Source organism: Rhodococcus sp. NPDC060090, assembly GCF_042729855.1.
Taxonomy (GTDB): Bacteria; Actinomycetota; Actinomycetes; order Mycobacteriales; family Mycobacteriaceae; genus Rhodococcus.
The window spans coordinates 179,019-199,619 of sequence record NZ_JBHWXB010000002.1; the positions used below are offsets into that span (position 1 = coordinate 179,019).

Annotated in this window: 21 protein-coding genes and 1 pseudogene; 8 read left to right on the plus strand and 14 right to left on the minus strand. The window is 64.8% G+C overall.

Going from position 1 to position 20,601, the window contains the following annotated elements:
• The first annotated feature begins 53 nt into the window (after positions 1-53).
• Entirely contained in the window at positions 54-374 is a 321-nt protein-coding gene (locus ACFWCF_RS03230) for a GYD domain-containing protein (protein ID WP_378557090.1), read from the plus strand.
• Here the strand turns inward: ACFWCF_RS03230 and ACFWCF_RS03235 are convergent.
• From ACFWCF_RS03235 to ACFWCF_RS03265, 7 genes are all read right to left on the minus strand, one after another.
• Positions 353-1,507 (minus strand): CoA transferase, encoded by a 1,155-nt coding sequence (locus ACFWCF_RS03235; RefSeq protein WP_378557093.1) that lies wholly within the window; start codon positions 1,505-1,507, stop codon positions 353-355. The two genes, ACFWCF_RS03230 and ACFWCF_RS03235, sit on opposite strands and share 22 nt — an antisense overlap.
• The gene (locus tag ACFWCF_RS03240) at positions 1,504-2,733 is read right to left on the minus strand and encodes an acetyl-CoA C-acetyltransferase (protein ID WP_378557096.1); all 1,230 of its coding nucleotides are present in this window, start codon (positions 2,731-2,733) and stop codon (positions 1,504-1,506) included. The genes ACFWCF_RS03235 and ACFWCF_RS03240 overlap by 4 nt, the downstream gene beginning before the upstream one ends.
• Positions 2,726-4,438, minus strand: coding sequence for an AMP-binding protein (locus tag ACFWCF_RS03245; protein WP_378557099.1), 1,713 nt, complete (start codon positions 4,436-4,438; stop codon positions 2,726-2,728). The genes ACFWCF_RS03240 and ACFWCF_RS03245 overlap by 8 nt, the downstream gene beginning before the upstream one ends.
• Positions 4,435-5,310, minus strand: coding sequence for an alpha/beta fold hydrolase (locus tag ACFWCF_RS03250; protein ID WP_378557102.1), 876 nt, complete (start codon positions 5,308-5,310; stop codon positions 4,435-4,437). The genes ACFWCF_RS03245 and ACFWCF_RS03250 overlap by 4 nt, the downstream gene beginning before the upstream one ends.
• Positions 5,307-6,053 carry a hypothetical protein gene (locus ACFWCF_RS03255; RefSeq protein ID WP_378557105.1) on the minus strand — a complete coding sequence of 249 codons (747 nt, stop codon included), beginning with the start codon at positions 6,051-6,053 and terminating at the stop codon, positions 5,307-5,309. Before ACFWCF_RS03255 ends, ACFWCF_RS03250 begins: the two co-directional genes overlap by 4 nt.
• A complete protein-coding gene (locus ACFWCF_RS03260; protein ID WP_378557108.1) occupies positions 6,050-7,246 on the minus strand; it encodes an acyl-CoA dehydrogenase family protein in 1,197 nt (398 codons plus the stop codon). Before ACFWCF_RS03260 ends, ACFWCF_RS03255 begins: the two co-directional genes overlap by 4 nt.
• Before the next feature lie 90 nt (positions 7,247-7,336).
• On the minus strand, positions 7,337-7,939 hold the full coding sequence (locus ACFWCF_RS03265; RefSeq protein WP_378557111.1) for a TetR/AcrR family transcriptional regulator: 603 nt from the start codon (positions 7,937-7,939) through the stop codon (positions 7,337-7,339).
• A 125-nt stretch (positions 7,940-8,064) separates the two neighbouring features.
• On the opposite strand from ACFWCF_RS03265, the gene ACFWCF_RS03270 reads away from it, so the two are divergent.
• The 3 genes from ACFWCF_RS03270 to ACFWCF_RS03280 are packed head-to-tail and all read left to right on the plus strand — an operon-like array spanning position 8,065 to position 10,543.
• Complete coding sequence (locus ACFWCF_RS03270) at positions 8,065-8,562, plus strand: nuclear transport factor 2 family protein (RefSeq protein ID WP_378557113.1); 498 nt, start codon at positions 8,065-8,067, stop codon at positions 8,560-8,562.
• The gene (locus tag ACFWCF_RS03275) at positions 8,559-8,930 is read left to right on the plus strand and encodes a DUF485 domain-containing protein (protein WP_378490055.1); all 372 of its coding nucleotides are present in this window, start codon (positions 8,559-8,561) and stop codon (positions 8,928-8,930) included. Before ACFWCF_RS03270 ends, ACFWCF_RS03275 begins: the two co-directional genes overlap by 4 nt.
• Positions 8,927-10,543: a cation acetate symporter gene (locus tag ACFWCF_RS03280; protein ID WP_378557115.1), complete on the plus strand. Its 1,617-nt coding sequence runs from the start codon at positions 8,927-8,929 to the stop codon at positions 10,541-10,543. The genes ACFWCF_RS03275 and ACFWCF_RS03280 overlap by 4 nt, the downstream gene beginning before the upstream one ends.
• A gap of 133 nt (positions 10,544-10,676) precedes the next feature.
• Here the strand turns inward: ACFWCF_RS03280 and ACFWCF_RS03285 are convergent, their stop codons facing one another.
• The gene (locus ACFWCF_RS03285) at positions 10,677-11,207 is read right to left on the minus strand and encodes a DinB family protein (RefSeq protein WP_378557117.1); all 531 of its coding nucleotides are present in this window, start codon (positions 11,205-11,207) and stop codon (positions 10,677-10,679) included.
• A 60-nt stretch (positions 11,208-11,267) separates the two neighbouring features.
• On the minus strand, positions 11,268-11,450 hold the full coding sequence (locus ACFWCF_RS03290) for a hypothetical protein (protein WP_378490058.1): 183 nt from the start codon (positions 11,448-11,450) through the stop codon (positions 11,268-11,270).
• Between the two features lie 116 nt (positions 11,451-11,566).
• Between ACFWCF_RS03290 and ACFWCF_RS03295 the strand changes: the two genes are divergently transcribed.
• A complete protein-coding gene (locus ACFWCF_RS03295; protein WP_378557119.1) occupies positions 11,567-12,034 on the plus strand; it encodes an ATPase in 468 nt (155 codons plus the stop codon).
• Positions 12,012-12,350 carry an ArsR/SmtB family transcription factor gene (locus ACFWCF_RS03300; protein WP_378557122.1) on the plus strand — a complete coding sequence of 113 codons (339 nt, stop codon included), beginning with the start codon at positions 12,012-12,014 and terminating at the stop codon, positions 12,348-12,350. The genes ACFWCF_RS03295 and ACFWCF_RS03300 overlap by 23 nt, the downstream gene beginning before the upstream one ends.
• Before the next feature lie 39 nt (positions 12,351-12,389).
• Here the strand turns inward: ACFWCF_RS03300 and ACFWCF_RS03305 are convergent, their stop codons facing one another.
• Positions 12,390-12,869 (minus strand): TspO/MBR family protein, encoded by a 480-nt coding sequence (locus ACFWCF_RS03305; protein ID WP_378557125.1) that lies wholly within the window; start codon positions 12,867-12,869, stop codon positions 12,390-12,392.
• 112 nt (positions 12,870-12,981) lie between these two features.
• Here ACFWCF_RS03305 and ACFWCF_RS03310 point away from each other — a divergent pair.
• Positions 12,982-13,976: pseudogene (locus ACFWCF_RS03310) on the plus strand (MBL fold metallo-hydrolase).
• On the opposite strand, the gene ACFWCF_RS03315 reads toward ACFWCF_RS03310, so the two are convergent.
• The gene (locus ACFWCF_RS03315; protein WP_378557128.1) at positions 13,973-16,333 is read right to left on the minus strand and encodes an FdhF/YdeP family oxidoreductase; all 2,361 of its coding nucleotides are present in this window, start codon (positions 16,331-16,333) and stop codon (positions 13,973-13,975) included. The pseudogene ACFWCF_RS03310 and the gene ACFWCF_RS03315 overlap by 4 nt on opposite strands.
• A gap of 553 nt (positions 16,334-16,886) precedes the next feature.
• Between ACFWCF_RS03315 and ACFWCF_RS03320 the strand changes: the two genes are divergently transcribed.
• Positions 16,887-17,759, plus strand: a complete 873-nt coding sequence (locus ACFWCF_RS03320; RefSeq protein ID WP_378557131.1) for an aldo/keto reductase family oxidoreductase — start codon at positions 16,887-16,889, stop codon at positions 17,757-17,759.
• A gap of 102 nt (positions 17,760-17,861) precedes the next feature.
• Here the strand turns inward: ACFWCF_RS03320 and ACFWCF_RS03325 are convergent, their stop codons facing one another.
• The 3 genes from ACFWCF_RS03325 to ACFWCF_RS03335 all read right to left on the minus strand — a co-directional run bounded on the left by ACFWCF_RS03325 (position 17,862) and on the right by ACFWCF_RS03335 (position 20,389).
• Positions 17,862-18,521: a tellurium resistance protein gene (locus tag ACFWCF_RS03325; protein WP_378557703.1), complete on the minus strand. Its 660-nt coding sequence runs from the start codon at positions 18,519-18,521 to the stop codon at positions 17,862-17,864.
• 91 nt (positions 18,522-18,612) lie between these two features.
• A complete protein-coding gene (locus ACFWCF_RS03330) occupies positions 18,613-19,698 on the minus strand; it encodes a DUF475 domain-containing protein (RefSeq protein WP_378557134.1) in 1,086 nt (361 codons plus the stop codon).
• 115 nt (positions 19,699-19,813) lie between these two features.
• Positions 19,814-20,389, minus strand: coding sequence for a TerD family protein (locus ACFWCF_RS03335; protein WP_378490069.1), 576 nt, complete (start codon positions 20,387-20,389; stop codon positions 19,814-19,816).
• Positions 20,390-20,601 lie beyond the last annotated feature (212 nt).

The following is a 20,601-nucleotide window of genomic DNA, read 5'->3' on the forward strand; positions in this document are numbered from 1 at the left end:
AACCGTTCGACCGACCATGGAGAAAACCGACAGCATCCCGGAAGGGACACAACATGCCTAGATATCTCTGGCAGGTCACCTACACGGCAGAGGGCGCACAAGGACTGTTGAGCGACGGCGGCAGTGCCCGCCGCGATGCGATCGTCGCGATGGTCGAAAGTGTCGGCGGCAGCGTCGAGTCCGTGCACTTCGCACTGGGCGGGCACGACCTGTACGTGCTCGGTGACGTGCCCGACGAGATCGCCGCCGCCACTTTGGAACTCCGCACCATCGCCTCCGGTGCCGCGCGGTCGAAGCCGATCGTGCTGCTCACCCCGGAGCAGGTCGACGAAGCCGCTCGGCGGGATGCGTCCTATCGAGCACCCGGCAGCTGACCCGCCCCGAGGACCTCGTCGGTGTGCTGCCCGTGCCGAGGTGCGGACATCGCGTCGGTGTAGCGACCGTTCCAGCGCAGCGGCGACCGCGCGGTGAGAACAGGGCCGATGCCGGGCTGGTCGACGTACTGCACTACCGAGTCGGGACGTGCCGCGAGATCGGCCGCGACCTCGTCCATCATCCGATACGGCGCCCACAGCACACGCGTGCCCGCGAGGTCCGTTTCGACCTGCTCGAGGGTTCGCGCATAGAACCACGGCGCGAGAATCGCGGTGATCGCGTCTCGTGCCGCGTAGCGATCGCCTTCGTTCTCGAAATCGAGACCGCGTTGCGCGGCGAGTGCGGTGAACACGTCGGTGGTGCCGGTGACCTCGACGAGTGCCCGCCACTGCCCGCGCGTCAGACCCACGATCATGACGTAGCGGCCGTCGGCGGTTGCGAACTCGGAACCGTAGCTGCCGTACAGCGCGTTGCCCTGCAGCTCCCGTCCGGATCCGCGCGCCTGGGCCTCGGCGAGCCAGCCCATGCTCGCGACCGCGGAGTTCGCGACGTCGTCGAGCGCGAGTTCGAGATACGCACCCTCACCCGTCTGTTCGCGGCGACGAAGCGCAGTGACGATACCGAGCGCAGCGTGCACCCCGGTGAGCAGATCCCACGCGGGCAGCACATGGTTGATCGGTGTACCGAGACCGGTCGGACCGGTCATCAGCGGAATCCCTGCGGCAGCGTTGACGGTGTAGTCGACAGCGGGACTGCCGTCGGCGTTGCCCGCGATGTGCAGGTGGATCAGATCAGCGCGATGTGCGACCAGTTCTTCGTGGGCAAGCCACGGGGCGTGTGCGGCGTTCTCGAGGACGATGCCGGCATCGGCGATCAACTCGACGATGCGGGCACGGCCCTCGTCGCTGCGCAGATCCACCGCGACCGAGCGTTTCGCCTGGTTGAGCCCCGTCCAGTACAGGCTCGCACCGTCGCCGGTGAGCGGCCAGCGGCCACCGTCGACCGCGCCGCCGATCGGATCGACGCGGATGACGTCGGCCCCGAGTTCAGCGAGCATCCGGCCTGCGGTGGGGCCGGCGACGAAGCTGGACAGGTCGACGACACGGACACCGTCCAGCGGACGCGCGGTCACTCGACCCTCTCGAAGATCGCGGTCAGACCCTGGCCGCCGCCGATGCACATCGCCTCGAGGCCGTAGCGCGCGCCGCGGCGGTCGAGTTCGCGCAGCATCGTGGCGAGGATCCGCACGCCGGTCGCGCCGACGGGGTGGCCGAGGGAGATCCCGGATCCGTTGACGTTGGTGCGCTCGAAATCCGCTGCGGTGAACTTCCATTCGCGCGTCACAGCGAGCGCCTGTGCGGCGAAGGCTTCGTTGAGTTCGATGAGATCGATGTCCGAGAGGTTCAGACCCGCGCGGTCGAGGGCCTTCGCGGTGGAGGGAACCGGTCCGATGCCCATCTCGGCCGGTGCCACACCGGCGGCCGCCCACGTGACGAGCTTGCCGAGCGGACGCAGACCTAGCCGGTCCGCGGTCGCGCGGTTGGTGACGATACATGCAGCGGCACCGTCGTTCTGCCCGCTGGCATTGCCTGCAGTGACGGTGGCGTCGGGGTCCTGCTTGCCCATGATCGGGCGGAGCTTCGCGAGCGTCTCGACGGTGGTGTCGGCGCGCGGGTGCTCGTCGCGGTCGATCGTCTTCGGATCTCCCTTGCGCTGCGGCACCTGCACGGGCACGATCTCGTCGGCGAACTTCCCCGATGCGATCGCGGCGACCGCACGCCGGTGCGACTCGACGGCGAGTTCGTCCTGTTCCCGCCGTGAAATGTCGTACTTGCGACGCAGGTTCTCAGCGGTCTCGAGCATGCCACCGGGCACCGGATAGTTGCGACCGCCCGCGGTGACACGGCCGCGTGCGAGGCGGTCGTGCAGCGCGGCGGGAGCTCCCTTGGCTCCCCAGCGCATCGATTCGGTGTAGTACTCGGAGCGGCTCATCGATTCGACGCCGCCGGCGATGACGATGTCGGCGACACCGGTCTGCACGCGCATCGCGGCGTCGAGTACCGCCTGCAGTCCCGAGCCGCAACGGCGATCGAGCTGCAGACCAGGGACGGTGACGGGAAGACCGGCATCGAGCGCCGCGACACGGCCGATTGCAGGTGCCTCACCATTGGGGTAACACTGTCCGAAGATGACGTCGTCGATCGTCCCGGGGTCGATCGCTGTGCGCGCCAGTAACTCCGATATGACGCGGGCAGCCAGGTCGGTGGCAGGAACGTCGATGTACATGCCGCCGTACCGGCCGACGGGGGTACGTATCGGTTCGCAGATCACTACATCGTTCGCGGGGGAATCAGTCACGGCGGTAGTCCCTTTCACGGTCTGTCCAGTTCTGCGCCCATTCGCGCAGTTCTACGGCCCGGATCTTCGAGCCGTTGCCGCCCACAGTGGTGGGCATGCGGTCGATGATGTGGATCGCGGACGGCACCTTGAACGCGGCGAGTTCGTCCTTGCACCACGCCTTCAGGCTTTCTGCGTCGGTGTCGGCAGGTGCGTCGTCGGTGGGCACCACGAACCCGACGGCATGGGTGTAGCCACCGTCGCCGGTGATCCCGACGACCTTCACGACTCCCACGCCCGGATGCCGAGCGAGGCGTCGTTCGATTTCGGCGGGGTCGACGAGGAACCCGCGCAGACGCAGTACGTCGCCCATGCGGCACACATACCGGTAGCCGCCGTCACCGAGCGCCACGGCGAGGTCGCCGCTACGGAACCAGCCATCCTTGGTGAAGGCGCGCGCCGCGGCCTCGGGATTGCCGAGATATGCGTCGACGACGTTGGGCCCACGGAACTGCAGTTCGCCCTGTTCGCCGTCGGCGACCGGGGTGTCGTCGAGCGGATCCGCGACACGCAGCTCGATCGCGGATTCCACCGCACGGCCACCGCCGTTCCAGCGCACCGATTCTGGGTCATCGGCGTTCCAGAGCATCGCGAGCGCGAACACTTCGGACGATCCGAACACCCCGGAAGTGTGGGTGCCGAACTCGTCGCGGGTCCAGCGCGCGATCTCGTGCGACCGTCCGAGGAAGTCGGCGATGCCCAGCCACCGCAGCGCCGACAGGTCGATGCGCTCGGCTGCGCCCCGCGAATCGGCAAGGTGCCACTCGTCGTACAGCCGGCCGAACAGGTCGTCGGCGCCTACCGCATGGGTGACCTTCACCCGCTGCATGCGGCGCAGCACTGCCGCCGGGTCGAACACGGTCTCCATGAGCAACGCGCCACCACCGGCGATCATCGCCATGGCAGTGCTGAAACCGAACACACCCGAGACGGGTAGGACACACAAGCCCACGTCGCCTTCGCGAACCTGCATGATCTCGGCGTCGGCATGTCCGTGTCGCACGATGGCGCTGTGACGGTGCGCCGCGAGCTTCGGAACACCGGTCGAACCGGAGGTCGTGAAGGAAACGGCGAGGCGATCCTCGGGATCGTCATCGATTCCGGCTGCGGTGAGCGTGACCTGGTCGGGGGTCTCGGGAACCTCGAGGGCTCCGGTATCACCGCTCCCCGCGACCCATGCGCCCCCACCGAGGTCGAATTCTTGTGCAGTCGCTTCGGTTTCGGATGGTCCTCGTACCACGGCGACGGCCGGGGCCACGACACCGGGAACCGATGCGGCGGCTTCGGTGAGGCGGCCGAACAGATCCAGTCCGTGGAACGCTGCCGGGACGGCGACCACGGCGGGTCGGGCGGCGGTGAGGATGTGTGCGACCTCGCCGGTGTTGTAACGCGTGTTGACGCCGATGACATGGGCGCCCACCGCGGCGGCGGCGAACTGCCAGACCAGGGCATCGGACCAGTTCGGCAGCATCACTGCGATGCATTGCCCAGGGCGCACTCCGACTGCTTCGAGTTCGGCACGCAGAGCTTCGGCGCGGTTGCGAAGATCAGCCCTACTGCTGACGACGACATCGTCCGCGACCACGTCGTACGTGATCGCCGCTGCGGGGTTCTCGGCGACGAGAGTGTCCAGCAACGCAGACAGAGTCTCGGTTCGGGTCGTCACAGCACTACCTCCTCGCTCCGGGCCGACTGCTTCAGCTCGCCGATCCACGTGTCGACGAGACCGGCGAAGTCGTCCATCTCCTCCATCGGGTAGTGCCCGATACCGTCCAACACGGTGAATCGTGCACGTCCGGGTGACGTTTCGTTGACCACTTCCGCGACCCGGGCGATTTCGTCGACGACGATCCACGGGTCGTCGCGCCCCGCTACTACATGCAAGGGGGCGGTGACCTGGTTCAGTCGGTCGCGCACGTCGTGGGTCCCCCAGCCGATCAGGTCGGACGACGAGATCTCCGGGTCTTCCCGCTTGTGCATGAGCGCTATCAGATGGGCCTTACCCTCGGGAACCGAACGCCCCACCGAAGCAAGAGTTCCCAGGTAGGTACGTTCGGCGCGGGCAGGGCCGGCGACGTCTTCGAGTTCGCGACGGAGTCCGTTGACGTTGACCCGGCCGGGGCCGGCTTCTGCCTCCATTGCGATGGCGCCGGACAGGGGTCGCTCGGGACGGGTTGCGAGTTCGAGGGTGAGTTTGCCGCCGATGGAGCAGCCGATCACATACGGACGTTCGATCCCGAGGGCGTCGAGCACGTTGCACAGCCAGTCGCCGTAGTCGACGATGCTGGTCACCGGTCCGGACGGTGCGGGCTCGGAGCGTCCGTGGCCGGGCAGGTCGGGCACGATCACTCGGTAGCCCCGGTTCGCGAGGTCGCGGGCGACGTGCCGCCACTGCACGCCGCTCTGGCCTGCGGTGTGGATGCACAGGATTGCGGGCAATGTCTCGACGTCGCGGTGGTCGGTGTTGCGATGATCGGGGGTGACGATTTCGACGAATCCGAGAGCTCCCCCGATGTCGAGATAGCGGGCCTCGATCATGAGTTGGCCTTCCTTGCGATGAGTCGGGCATGCGCGATGATCGTGTTGAGCGGTTTGGTCAACCGCAGATACTCGTATCCGTCTCCGGTGGAGGAGAATTCGCCGCTGATGGCCCTGCGCATGAAGTCGTCGGTGTCGGACAGGACGAGGTCGACCCAGGTGTGGGCGGGCGCGACGAAGGTGAACGTGGCGCCGTGCGGCGTACGCCGGGTGACATCGATGATGGTGCCCTTGTAGATGCGCAGATGTAGTTCCCGATCGCTGCAGCGCAGCCCGATGGTGCCGTCCCACGTCGACAGAGAGGAGGTGAAACCGCGGTCGTCCTCGAGACTTTCGCTCAGCAGGTTTCCCCATTCGACGCTGCAGAAGTCGAGTTCCGGGGCTGCTACCGCCGTAGCGGGGTCCTCGAGAACCCAGGTTTCGGTGCCACTCTCACGAATCACGCTCGTGTGGTCACGCAGGGCCATGTAGCGTTCGACGCGGTCGCCGGTGATGCGGACGATCACCGTATCGACCGACACACTCTCGGCCTGTTCGACGACTTTCTCTGCATTCCACTGGGACCCGATCCGCCGCGCTCCCGGAACTGCAGGAGCGGACACGCATGCGACAACAGCACCGACCGACGTGGAACCGGCAGGCAGGGATACCCCTGCCTCGGTGAGAGTCTCGGCAGCAACCTGCGGCAGGCTCACGGTTCGGTCTCCGACAGTGACAACCTCGTGAGTAGTCTTGATGCTCATGCTTTTTCCGGCCTTCCGAGCAGCTCATCGGAGATGATGCGCATCTGAATTTCGCTGGTACCTTCGAATATCTTCGTCAGACGCGCGTCGCGCCAATGCCGCTCCACCTGGAAGTCTGTGGTGTATCCGGCACCACCGTGGATCTGTACCGCTTCGCTGGTGACCTGCTCGGCCATCTCGGTCGCCACGAGCTTGCACATCGATGCCTCGAGCGAGCAACGACGTCCGGTGTCGATATCGGTGGCCACCGAGTACATGAGCTGACGGGCAGCTTCGATATCCGCCGCCATCTTCGCAATCTTGAAACGCAGATGCTGAAAATCGCCGATGGGACGACCGAACTGGCGGCGGGTGTGCACGTATTCGATGGAGTCCCCGAGGGCCGCGCGTGCCAGGCCGATCGCGCGGGCTGCGGTATGGGCGCGGCCCACCTCGAGACCGGACACCGCGAGGTAGAAGCCCTTGCCCTCCTCGCCGAGCATCTCGCCCGCCGGGATGCGGAAGTTGTCGAACGACAACTCCCAGGTGCTCCAGCCGAAATAGCCGATCTTACGGATCTTGGTACCCGAGATGCCCTCCGGGAATCCCCCACGCTCCTTTTCGATGAGGAACGCGCTGATCCCGCGGTGCGGCTTGGCCGGGTCCTTGTTCGGATCGGTGCGGGCGAACAACACCATGTAGTCGGCTTCGTCCGCGTAGGTACACCACATCTTCGTGCCATTGACGACCCATTCGTCGCCGTCGCGCACGGCACGGCAGGAAATGTTGGCGACGTCGGAGCCGGCTTCGGCCTCGGACAACGCGTAGGCGCCGAGGTACTCACCGCGGGCGACCCGCGGGAGCAATGCCTGCTCCTGCTCGGGTGTGAAGCCGCCGCCCATGCCGTTGCCGCGGGCAAGGAGGCCCGACACGCTCATCCACGCACGGGAGAGTTCTTCGGCGACGAGGCAGTATTCGAAGACGCCGAGGCCGAGGCCACCGTATTCCTCGGGGATCATGATCCCGAAGAAGCCGATCTCGGCCATCTCCTTCTTCAGCGAGTCCGGGATGGTGCCCTGGACCGGGTCGAGTTCGTTCGCCACCGGCAGGACCCGGGTCATCGCGAAGTCGCGGGCCAGGTCGCGGATCTCGAGCCGTTCCTCGGTGAGGTAACGCGGCGAGTCGGTACGGGGCTGAGACGGGCGGTGAGTCATGGGGGTACTCCCTCTATGGACCGGAGTAGGTCATTAACGCTTGTTCACCCCAGTACAGCATGATGCCCGTCACCCCGTCAACGTGCTTCGTCAGACTTTGCGGTATCCCACGAGGTTGAGTGCGTAGTCGCCGTAGTCATCGGCGACCTCCTGCGCAGTGAGCGGGCCGTCGGGACGGAACCACAACGGGATTCCCGAACACATCGTCAACACTGCCGTCACTGCCTGGTGCACATTCGAGATGGCGAATATCTCCAGGTCGACAGCCACCTCGGCGATGTCGACGAACAATTGCTCCTGCGCGTCGCGCGACCCCACGACCCGCTTGCGGTTCATGTCGTCGAGGTACCTGAGCTCAGTGTTCGCAACAAGACAGGCGCGCGGATTCCGCGCGGTGAACAGAGAATGCGCGACCACAGCGGCACGCCAGCGCACCGCCGGATCAACTCCCGCCTTCCGCAGTGCGTTGCGAGTTGCGGTGAACTGCTCATCGCTGGCCCGGCGCAGAATCTCGACCAGGAGCTCGGACTTGTTCTCGAAGTGGTTGTACACATTCGCAGCGCTACAACCCGCACTGTTGGCAATATTCCGCATGGTCGCCCCGTGAAATCCGGACGCATAGAACTCGTCGAGGGCGGTCTCGAGGATCCGCTCACGAACGGACGGCAGAGCCGCAGTTGACCGCGTGTTCATCTCTCGAAGAGTAGTGGCACACGCCACCACCAGCAACAACGGCGGCGTTGACCACACGATCCGGCCTTGCTATGGTTCGGATCACATGAACATGCGTTAATCCAGACGCTCCCGGAGGCTCCCCCGTGACCACTACAGAATCCGATCGATCTCTCCTCGAGCGCATCGCACGCCTCGAAGATCTCGAAGCGATCCGCACGCTCGACGCCCGGTACTGCCGCCACCTCGACGACGGGAACTGGGATGCCCTGATGGACCTGTTCACCGACGACGGTGAATTCGACGGGCTGTCACATCCCAAAGGCAAAGAAGAGATGAAGACCTTCTTCGCCGGCCTCGCCGACGGCGGACTCACCGCGTTCTGGCACTTCATCACCAATCTCGAGATCGACCTCGACAGAGACCGCGCCACCGTTCGTTCGTTCCTGTGGCAGCCGTGCGTCACCGACGGCACCGCGAGCATCGCAGCCGGCCGGTACACCGACGAGGTCGTCAAGATCGACGGCCGCTGGCTCTACAAGGTCAAGCAGGTCCGCTTCCACTTCTTCGGCCCCCTCGAAGCCGGCTGGGACGAGAACCTCTTCGCACTCGAGACGGCACGCCGGGCGGCGGTGCGGGCATGAACGACACCGTCTCCGAGAAGGGCACGTTCGCTGCAGACGATCTGATCTGGTCGCGGATGTTACAGCTTCCCGAGGTCGCCGAACTGCGGCATCGACGCAAGATGGTCACCAACACCCTCGGTGGCATCACCATCGTGTTGTTCACCAGCTTCCTCGTGGCCTGGATCGGCTTCCCCGACCAGCTCGGCTCCCACTCGATCCTGGGTGTCCCGTTGTCGCTCTGGGTGGTGTTCAGCCAGTTCGCAGGCACCTGGGTGATGGTGTGGGCATATTTCCGGTTGTCCCGCACATACATTCAGCCCGCCGCCGACGCTGCGATCCGCGCTGTCGCCGATAACCGGCCCGACTCCGAGGAGGTCGTCGCATGACCGGCGACGCCGATTACCTGGCCATCGCAATCTGCAGTGCCGTTATTTCACTGACCCTGTGGGTGACGTTCGCGGCGTCCCGTCGCGCCAAGAGCGCCGACGGCTTCTTCGCCGCGGGTCGCTCGATCTCGAGCTGGCAGAACGGATTCGCCATCGCCGGTGAATTCATTTCCGCCGGTAGCTTCCTCGGCACCACGGGCCTGATCTTCTCCAAGGGCGTCGACGGCACCGTCATCCTGTTCACGTCCGTCATCTCGTTCCTGCCGGTGCTGTTCCTGCTCGCAGAGAAGATGCGCAACCTCGGCAAGTACACCCTCGCCGACGTGCTCGTCTTCCGCACCGAATCACGTAATGTGCGTGTCGTGGTGGCGCTCAGCACCATCACAACCGGCACATTCGTCCTCCTCGCACAGCTCGTCGCCGCCGGCGTGCTGCTCGAATCGGTCTCGGGGATCCCCTTCTGGCTCTCGGTGATCGTGGCCGGCTCGCTCATGGGCATCTACGTGTTCGTGGGCGGCATGCTCGCGACGACCTGGGTACAGGTCATCAAGTCGTCGATCCTGTCGGTCCTCGCGCTCATCGTGTGCTTCGGCATTCTCGCGCAGTTCGGGTTCAGCTTCCCCAAGGTTCTCGGCGACGCCACCGATAATGCCGTTGCGGGCGAAGCGATCCTGTCGCCCGGCCTGATCTTCGGCGAGACCAGCGCGATCAACCTCGTCTCGTACGCCCTGGCGTTCGCGCTCGGCACCGCAGGCATGGCGCACATCCTCATCCGGTTCTTCACCGTCCCCGAGGCACAGACAGCACGACGCTCGCTCGGCTGGACCGTTGCACTGTGCAGCATGTTCTACCTCATCGTCATCGTGATGGGCTTCGGTGCCGCGGCGCTACTCGGCCCGAACGGCACCGATCTCGTCGGCCCCGGCGGCAACCTGGCCGCTCCGGTCCTCGTGACCGAACTCGGCGGCGGCATCGGCACCACCGGCGGCTCGATCGCACTCGCGCTCGTCGCAGCGGTTGCCTTCGCGTCCATCATCGCGGTCGTCGCAGGTGTGGTCATCTCCGCCGCAGGCACATTCGCACGCGATGTGTGGCCGGCCCTGACCCGCAAGGAACCCGTCGAGCACCTCGACGTCGAGGACCGCCACCGCGAGGAGAATGCGCAGGCACGTATCGCGCGCTACGGTGCGGTCGCGTTCAGTGTCATCGCCATCGGCCTGACGATGCTCATCGGCGACGACACCAACATCACGTTCTTCATGGGCATGGCGTTCATGGTGGCCGGAAGCGCCCATCTCCCCGCCCTGGTCCTGAGCTTGAACTGGCGACGGTTCAACAGCATCGGCGCAGTATGGGGCGTGCTCACAGGCTTGATCTCCACCGTCGTGAGTCTCATGTTCACCGAGGCACTGTGGATGGGCAGCGGGCCGGCGCCCCTGTCAATCCAGCTTCCGGTGATCTTCACGATGCCGCTCGGCCTGGCCGCCTGCATCATCGGCTCGCTCGTTGCCGAGAAGCGTCGCGGCCGCGGAGTCCACGACGACGAGAAATTCGCCGAGATGCTCGTCCGGGCAGAGACCGGCATCGGCGCGGAGGTCGCCGAAGTGCACTGACGTTGTCGCACCCGCTTCCGCGATCTGAGCGAATGTACCCTTCACTCTACTGAACGAGACGAAGGGTACATTCGCTCAGAGGGGTTGGGGCACAAGAGCACAAGAGCACAAGAGCACAAGAGCAGGCAAACCCTCAGTCGACAGTCATGCCGGCATCGGCGCCGCGTTGCATGGTGGTGTTCGCACCGTCGAGCGACTCGCGGATGATGTCGGCATGGCCGCTGTGGTGGGCGGTCTCGCGAATGATGTGCAGCAACACCTTTCGCGCGCTCCACCACTCCCGCTCCGGCGCCCACGGCGCGGTCGGGAGGGGAACTTGCAGGTCGAGGTCGAGGCCCGCGACGAACTCCTCGGTCGCTGCCGCAACCTTCGCGTACTCGTCGAGGAGATCGGCAAGGGTGTCGCCGTCGCCCATGTAGTACGACACCATCGCTGAGTCCATGTCGAAGGTCGCGTTCTCGTCGAGCTGACGGATCCTGTCGATCCAGCCACTTTCCGTGGCCGACACGTGCTTGATGAGCCCGCCGAGAGTGAGGTCGCTGGCTGTACTTCGGGTGCGCGCGCCTGCATCGTCGAGTCCGCGCACGGTGATCAGGAGCATGTCACGCTGTTCCGCCAGCATCGCCAGAATATCGGCAGCTTCCACGGTGATGTTTTCGGTCATGTTCATACGGTAGAAACGATCGAGGACAGTTGTGGTCCGCAATGAGAAATCGGTAAAGAATCAGGCGGCGAAACCCACCGCGCCGATCACCGGAATGACCGTCATGAACACGATCGCCACGACGAACAGGGCGATCGTCAGCTTCCTGTCCCACTTGGCGCGCGCCCCGGTCGCGGCGGCGAGGAAGAAGACGAAGCCAACACAGATGGACGCGATTCCGATGATCACGGATGTCTCGAGCATGACACCATCATCACCCACTCTCGACCCCCTCCGTCGCCGTGCCCCATTTGCAACCCGAGGGTTGCAAGTAACTCCCGCGAGTGCAACCATGGGGTTGCACCCAACGAGGAGGAATCATGGCAGACGAACTCGACCGCATCGAACGACAGATCACCATCGACGCCCCGGCCACACGAGTGTGGGACCTCGTGGCCGAACCCGGGTGGTACATCAACGACGCGTTGATCACCGAGCACCGACTCGAATACAACGGCGATCTCACCGTCGTTCACGACCCTGTCCACGGTGCCTTCACCTTCCGCACCGTCACACTGGACGAACCGCACTACGCGGCATTCCGCTGGCTTTCCGACCACGCCGACCCCGACAGCCCGTCAACGCTCGTCGAGTTCCGGCTCGACGCCGTATCCGATACCTCGACCGTCTTGAGCGTGACGGAATCCGGATTCACCTCGCTTCCCGGCGACTCCGCCGAGCGCCGCGCCAAGTACGAGGGGAACGCCGACGGCTGGGCCCTCGAATTGGATCTCGCCAAGAACCACCTCGAGAAAGGGAAAACGGTTGCCGCACACCGAGTCGGATGAGGTCTCCGACACCACGCGCGTGTTTGCGGCACTTGCCGACGACACACGGTGGCAGATCCTGCAGCGCCTCGGACGATCACCCGCATCCGCTTCGGCTCTCGCGTCGGAATTCACGGTGTCGCGTCAAGCGATCGCGAAACATCTGGCGGTCCTGGAAGCATGCGACCTCGTGACCTCCGAACGCGTCGGTCGCGAACTCCGGTTCTCCGCTGCCGGTTCGAGATTGAGTGCGGTGGGCCGCACACTCGATGCCGTGGGCTCAGGATGGGACCGCCGGCTGGAGGCCATCAAGAATGCTGCCGAGCAAAGCCGGTGACCTCGCCCCATGCGCAGAACGGCCGGTCGGCGCACTGCATCACCGATTGAGTTGTGCAATCCGTCCGCTGAGTAACGTCGCGAACGAGGTCCACACCGGGTACGGCGCCAGCGCCAGCCCGGCGACAGAGTTCGCCGATGCGGTGCGACGCGCGAGATCGGCACTACTCACGGTGAGCAGTGCGGCGACGACCGTCGCAGGCACGGGCCGGTGACCCTTGAAGAACACCCACGACCACGCCCCGTTCAGCACCAGGTTCGTCACTAGCGCACCGACGTAGTTCCGGCGTTCCTCGGTGGCACCCCGCTCGGTCAACTCGTCGATCGCCACTGCGGACGTGACCGCGATGTCGGTGTACAGGGTCGTCCACACGACCGGAAAAGCCGCCGCCGGAGGTTGAAAATCCGGCTTGCGTAACTTGCGGTACCACCGTGAATCGACGTCGCGCGATGCGATCGACCCGATGAGCGCGGTCGTCGCCGTGGCCGCTACGGTACCCAGAACGGTTGTAAGCTTCATTCCCGGACACACCTCTTCCCGATTCACTGTATGCGTGTGGGTACCCGGGAGCACGAGTCCGAAACGCGGCGCACGCCGAAGGCCGTGAACGTTCAGCAGGCAACGGGGAGCGATGGAACAGAGCGGACTGACACAGCTGGGCGACGGAGTATGGGCCTTCCTGCGCCCGTCGGGGGGCTGGGGCGAAGCGAACACCGGGCTCGTCGTCGCGCCCGGCGCGGCGTCGCTCGTGGTGGACACCATGTGGGACGTCGCGTGGGCGAAACGTGTCGCCGACGTGCAGTGGCCGCTCGTGGTCGACGCACCGATCACTGAGGCAGTCAACACCCACTCCGACGGCGATCACTGGTGGGGCAACGACACACTCCCCACCGCGACTCGGATCACGACCAGCGCGGCAGCACTGGAAGGAATGCACGAGGACCTTCCGCCGGCTGCCCTGACCGTGATGGCCAGGCCGGTGAGATGATCGGGCGGCTCCCCGGACCGATCGGCGCTGCCGGCAGCTACCTGGCACGCGTGCGGGGCGACGCCCGGTTCCCGCGCCGCACACCACGCTTCCCCGACCACACGTTCGACGAGACGCATCGCCTGACGATCGGAGACCGGGCGGTCGACCTCGAGGGGCTCGGACCGTGCCACACCGCCGGTGATCTCGTCGCGCATGTGCCTGACGCGGGCGTGGTGTTCACCGGCGACATGCTGTTCATCGGGACCACGCCGATCCTCTGGCACGGTCCGCTCGAGAATTGGATCGCGGCGCTCGATCGCCTACTCGCGTGGGAAGCCGACGTCTACGTTCCGGGTCACGGACCACTGTGTGGGACCACCGAAATTCTCGAGCTACGCGAATACTGGGTCTGGTTGCGTGACGCAGGCCGGGCACAGTACGACTGCGGAACCGGAATCAGGCAGGCAGCACGAGAACTTGCGCGCAGCAAAGAATTCGATCGGTGGAACCACTGGAGTTCACCCGAGCGAATCGTGCTGAGCTTGAGCACCCTGTTCCACCAGTGGCACGGCAATCCACCCGGGCCACCGACGGTATTGCGTCGCGCCCGGGCGTTCGCCGATGCCGGAACTCTGTTGCGCGACGGCGTGTTCTAGGACAGGTGCTCCGGTGCCGGATGCGACTTGTGCGACCGATCCGATCCCACCGGCTGCTGGCTGTGCACGTCGGGACACGTGTGGTCCCGAGTGCCCGCGGCGGACAGAGAGATGACGATCGACTTATATGTCGGGCAATTGCTGTGCAGGGCTGTCGAATCCAGCGGCACCAGGGCGTTCGTCTCGGGATAGTAGGCGGCCGCGGACCCTCGCGGGACGTCGTATTCGACGATGCGGAACTGCAACGCGCACCGCACGCGTTCGTCACCGTCCCAAAGAGTGAAGAGATCGACCATGTCACCGTTGTCGAATCCGAGCGCGGCGATGTCGTCGCGGTGCAGGAACACGACCCGACGCCCACCCTCGATACCCCGGTAGCGGTCGCTGAGCCCGTAGATCGTGGTGTTGAACTGGTCGTGGCTGCGCAGCGTCTGCAACAAGAGGTGGCCCTCGGGCACGTGCAGGACCTCGATGGGGGAGACCGCGAATTCTCCTCTGCCCGATTCGGTCTGGAAGGTTCTGCTGTCGCGCGGCGGATGCGGAAGGATGAACCCGCCGGGTCGCCGTACGTTCACCTCGTATCCTTCACAACCCGCGACCACCCGCGAGATGTGGGTTCGAATGTTCGCGTAGTCGTCGCGCATCGCCTTCCAGGCAATCCCATACCGGTCACCCAGTGTGGCTTCGGCGATGCCGGTGAGGATCGCAACCTCGGACTGCAAGTGCGTGCTCGCAGGCTTCAGAGGCCCACGCGATGCGTGCACGGCACACGCGGTGTCCTCGACACTGATGAACTGCTCTCCCGACTTCTGGACGTCCTTCTCCGTGCGACCGAGCGTGGGCAGTATCAGCGCGGTATCGCCGCACACGAGATGCGACCGGTTGATCTTCGTGGAAATATGCACCGTCATCGCGGTGCGGGACAGCGCTTCCGCGGTGACTGCGGTGTCGGGCGCGGACTGCACGAAGTTACCGCCGAGTCCGAGGAAGAACTTCCCTTTGCCGTCGCGCATGGCACGAATGGAATCGACCGTATCCCAGCCATTCTCACGAGGAGGATCGAACCCGAACTCGCGCTCGATAGCGTCGAGGAAATGCTGTGGCACTCGTTCCCAGATACCCATCGTGCGATCGCCCTGGACATTGGAATGTCCACGCACCGGCATCAGCCCGGCGCCTCGCTTTCCGATGTTTCCCTGCGCCAGAGAAAGATTGACGATCTCCTTGATGGTTGCCACAGCGTTGCGGTGCTGTGTCAGGCCCATCGCCCAGCAGAACACCGTCGCCTTCGACCGCCGCAGCATCTGCGCGGCTTCCGTGATCTGCTCGCGCGACAACCCGGTCGCCGAGGTGACAAGATCCCAATCGAGAGCCTCCACGTGCAGCTTCCACGCGTCGAAGCCGTGGGCGTGGCGATCGAGGAACTCATGGTCGAGCGCATCCCATTCGACGAGCAGCGCTCCGAACGCCTGCAACAGCGCCAAGTCGCCGTTGACTGCGACGGGAAGGTGGAGATCCGAGAGATCTGTACCGTGGCCCACCACTCCCCGAGGCGCCTGCGGATTGCGGAAATTCATCAGGCCGGCTTCTCGCAGCGGATTGATCGTGAGGATCTTCGCGCCGCGACGTTTGGCCGTCTCGAGTTCGGTGAGCATGCGCGGATGGTTGGTGCCCGGATTCTGTCCCTGCAGAATGATGAGTTCCGCGTTGTGGATGTCGTCGAGCGTGACACTGGCTTTTCCGATGCCGATGGATTCCTGCAGTGCAATGCTGGTGGATTCATGGCACATGTTCGAACAATCGGGCAAATTGTTGGCGCCGTACGCGCGTGCGAACAACTGGTAGACGAAGGCTGCCTCGTTCGAGGCCCGGCCCGAGGTGTAGAAGATCGCTTCGTCCGGGCTGTCCAGCGACCTCAGTTGCTCGCCGACCAGTGCGTATGCAGAATCCCAGGTGATCGGGGTGTAATGCGTCGCCCCCGGGTGCTTGACCATCGGATGCGTGATGCGCCCCTGCTGTCCGAGCCACATCTCACTATGGCTCGCGAGGTCGGCGATGCTGTACCGCGCGAAAAAATCGGGATCGGCACGGTCGCGGGTGGCTTCCTCCGCCACCGCCTTGGCGCCGTTCTCACAGAACTCCGCGATCTTCCGGTGTCCCGGGTCCGGGTCCGGCCACGCACAGCTCATACAGTCGAACCCTTCGGCCTGATTCAGCTCACGCAGAGTCTCGGCAGACCGGACCAGCCCCATGTGCTCGTAGGAACGTTTCAGCGCGACCGCGACACCGCGGACTCCGGCCGCCCACTCCTTCTGCTCGCCGACCGTCAGGTCACGTTCGTCGTAGTCGTCGCGCATCGATTGCTCCTCACCGGCCCGGTACACAGTCCACACACTGCGTACCCATGCGGCGGGTGAGGAAACATCCGTAGGGTCCTACTTGCGGCCGGGATTCCACTGGAGATATCGGAAACGATCGGTCTTGGTTCTTCCGGAGATTCCGCCACACACGCAATCCGGACTCGGCTGGCGGGCGTTTCGATCGGGTGGCCGTGTGGACTTCGGCGCGGCATCAGTGCGGTGGCCGAGTCGCGCTACGCCCCTCGGATGTCCGACTCACCGCTCGGGGCTGATGGCAACAATGCCGCCGCTGGTCAGACATCGCGCTCGTCGTATCCGGAGATACGTTCCAGCAGTTGACGGCTCGGGCACTGTCCCAGGAACGCGTTGTACTGCACCTTGTCCAACGCTCACTTCTTAGCCGCACTCGTCGTTGCCACTTCGATCACGCCTTCCCCCGGGTAGGTTACGCACTTTCAGGTGCCTACTTCCCCAGGGGAAACGGTTACCCAATGATGGTCCTACGGTGGCGATAAGCGCCACCGTAGGACCAAGGGGTAAAGCGAACACGATGGAAGCACTCAGCACTTCACTTCCCGGCGGCACCTGGACTCTCGGTGACTCTCCCGTCACCAGGTTCGGTTACGGGGCAATGCAGCTTGCAGGCCCGGCAGTCATGGGGCCGCCCGCCGACCAGGCCGGCGCCCTGGCCGTACTGCGCGACGCCGTCGAGGCTGGGATCACCCACATCGACACCAGCGACGCATACGGGCCCACGGTCACCAACGAGCTGATCAGCGAAGCCCTTCGCCCCTACCCTGATTCGCTGCTCGTCGCCACCAAGGTCGGGGCGAACCGCGACGCGCAGGGCGGCTGGCCCACCGCTCGGCGGCCCGAAGACCTCCGCAAGCAGGTCCAGGGAAATCTCCGATCCCTCGGGGTCGAAGTCCTCGATCTCGTCAACATGCGGATGGGCGACGCGACCGGACCGCAGCCCGGCTCCCTCGCGGAAGCGTTCGGGACACTCGCCGAGCTTCAGGCGCAGGGTTCGATCCGACACCTCGGGGTCAGCAACGTCACCCCCGAGCAGGTCGCAGAAGCCCAGAGCATTGCCCCGATCGTGTGCGTACAGAACATGTACAACCTTGCGCACCGCCACGACGACGCCCTCATCGACCAACTCGCCATGCAGGGCATCGCCTATGTTCCCTTCTTTCCGCTGGGAGGCTTCACGCCGCTGCAGTCCGAGACGCTCTCCGCGGTAGCCGAACAGCTCGAGGCAGCGCCGATGTCGGTGGCACTCGCATGGCTTCTGCAGCGTTCCCCGAATATCCTGCTCATCCCCGGCACATCGTCATCGGCGCACCTGCGCGAGAACATCGCAGGCGCCGGCCTTTCTCTCCCGGAAGAGGCCGTGGCCGAACTCGACAGGATCGGTCACTGACACCCGGCTACGAGGAGAAGGGCTTCCTCACCGCAGCAGGCGTGCAGACCCGAACGCCCGCCACAGCGATTGCTCTGGCGGGCGAAAAACGGGTGGAGATGCCTACTTGCGGCCGGCCTGCCACTTCATGCCCCAGTCGTACTGGCGGTCGAGGTCGGACTGGCTGCCGTTGACGTATTCGACGAGACGCTGCACGGTCACGCCCTGCGGGGTGCTCTGCAGCATCGCGATGGCGCAGATCCGGGCGCCGTTGTTCGGTGAATCGAGGCGCACCTCGATCTCCTGTCCCGAGGGCTGAGTAAGTGTGACAACGCCGTCGACCGCGGCCCAGTTGGCAGCACCCTCGTAGATCATCGCGAAGATCAGCACCCGCTTGATCAACTCGGGACGTTCGAGGTTGATGTGCATGTTCTCGCCGCCCTGAGCGGAACCGGTGCGATCGTCGCCGTCGAGGTGGATGTACGGCGGGGTGTTCAGTGCCCCGAAGCTGTTGCCGAGCGCCTGGATGACGCCTTTCGACCCGTCGGCCAGCTCGAACAGGCACCCGAGGTCGAGATCGACGCCGCCGGCTGCGCCGGTGAGCTTCGCGAGGAATCCCTTCTTCTGTTCACCACGCGACCAGTTGAGGTTGATGCGGGTCACGCCCTGTCCTGCACCGCCCTTGCTGAGGCTGACGGTGGGGGCGTCCTTCGTGAGGTTGATCTTGCCGAGATTGACTCCGCCGGATCCCTGCTCGGGCTTCTTGCTGTAGTCGATGGCCATGTACTTGCCTTTCATGAGGTGGTGCCCTGATATGGAAATGGGAGCCTCCGGCCCGAGAACAGGGTCGAAGGCTCCCATCGGTCGATCTCGATCAGACGGACACTTCCGCCTTGCCGTGCTTGCGGTTCCGGTAGATGCTCGACGCGAACGCCGCACCGATCAGGACGATGCCGACCATTCCGGTGATGAGCTCGGGAACGTGCGTGCCGATCGAGTACAGCAGGATCAGCGCGAGCGCACCGATCGCCCAGTGAGCACCGTGTTCGAGGTAGACGTACTCGTTGAGTGTGCCCTTGCGGACCAGGAAAATGGTGATCGAACGGACGAACATGGCACCGATGAAGCCGAGCCCCAGCGCGATGATGATCGGGTCGGACGTGATGGCGAACGCACCGATGACACCGTCGAACGAGAACGATGCGTCGAGGACTTCCAGGTAGAGGAACAGGAAGAATCCCGCTTTACCCGTGGCCTTGGCCAGACCTGACGGGCCACCGCTGGGCTCCTCGCCCTCCTCGGGGATGTGGAACATCTCGCCGAGACCGTTCACCGCAATGTACGTGATCATGCCGAGCGCACCGGCGATCATCACGGTCGACACCGCGTCGTCGGGAGCGATGACCGTGGCGGTGATCAGGAGCAGGACGATCGCGATGACGACCTCGAGTTGCTCGAGCTTGCCTGCCTTCGCCAGCGGACGCTCGATCCACTGCAGCCACTTGATCTCACGCTCTTCGAGGATGAAGTGGAGGAACAGCATCAACAGGAACATGCCACCGAATGCCGCGATCTGCGGGTGCGCGTCGGTGATCAAGGTTTCGTAACTCGGATCCCCGTTGGGGAAGTAGGGGGCGCCGTCCGGCGGTGGGTTCAATGCCAGGTCGAGCGCGGCGACCGGGCCGAGACCCGACGCGACCCACACGATGAGCAGCGGGAACACCAGGCGCATACCGAAGACGGCGATGAGGATGCCGATGGTGAGGAAGATCTTCTGCCAGAACTCGCTCATCCGCCGCAGCACGGTCGCGTTGATGACCGCGTTGTCGAACGAGAGCGACACCTCGAGAATGCCGAGGATCACACAGAGAAATAGGGCTTCGGGACCGCCATACAGGAAGGCGACCACCAGGGAGACGACGGTGACGGCGAAGGACGCACCGAATATTCGCAGAACCACGAAGCGTGGCCTTTCTTCTCGGAGTCAGGGCTATGCAGGGTGGTTACTGCAATTCGGCAAATGCAGATCCGGTCCCGGCATCGAGGCCAAGGACCGGATCCGATTCGAACGGTTCTTAGACGTTGACACCGTAGTCGCGGGCGATGCCCGACAGACCCGACGCGTAACCCTGACCGATTGCGCGGAACTTCCACTCTGCGCCGTTGCGGTACAGCTCACCGAACACCATGGCGGTCTCGGTGGAAGCGTCCTCGCTCAGGTCGTAGCGGGCGAGCTCGGTGCCGTTGGAGCGGTCGACGACGCGGATGTAGGCGTTGCGGACCTGGCCGAACGACTGGCTGCGCGCGTCACCGTCGTAGATGGAGACGGGGAAGAAGATGGACTCGATGTTCGCCGGAACGGCAGCCAGGTCGACGTTGATGATCTCGTCGTCGCCGTCGCCCTCACCGGTCTTGTTGTCACCGGTGTGCTCGATGGAGCCGTCGGGCGACTTCATGTTGTTGAAGAAGATGAAGTGCTGATCCGAAACGACCTTCTTGTCGGCACCGGTCGCGATCGCACTCGCGTCGAGGTCGAAGTCGGTGCCGGTGGTGGTGCGCACGTCCCAGCCGAGGCCGACGGCCACTGCGGTCAGGTTCGGAGCTTCCTTCGTGAGGGAGACATTGCCGCCCTTGGTCAAGCTGACGCCCATGCGGGGTCCTTTCGATCGGTCGGTCGACGCACCGGAGAGGTACGCCCGGTTTCGTGCGTATCCCCCACAGTAATAGGTAGGAATGAAGTACGCCCCTGTCCACTATGCCCAGTGTTGTGGGCCACGGTGCCGTCGGCCGCGCGACCAGTACCATTCGGTCTTGTGGCGAGCCGATGGACACGCCGCCTCTTCGGCGGCGGGCGCACCGAAGA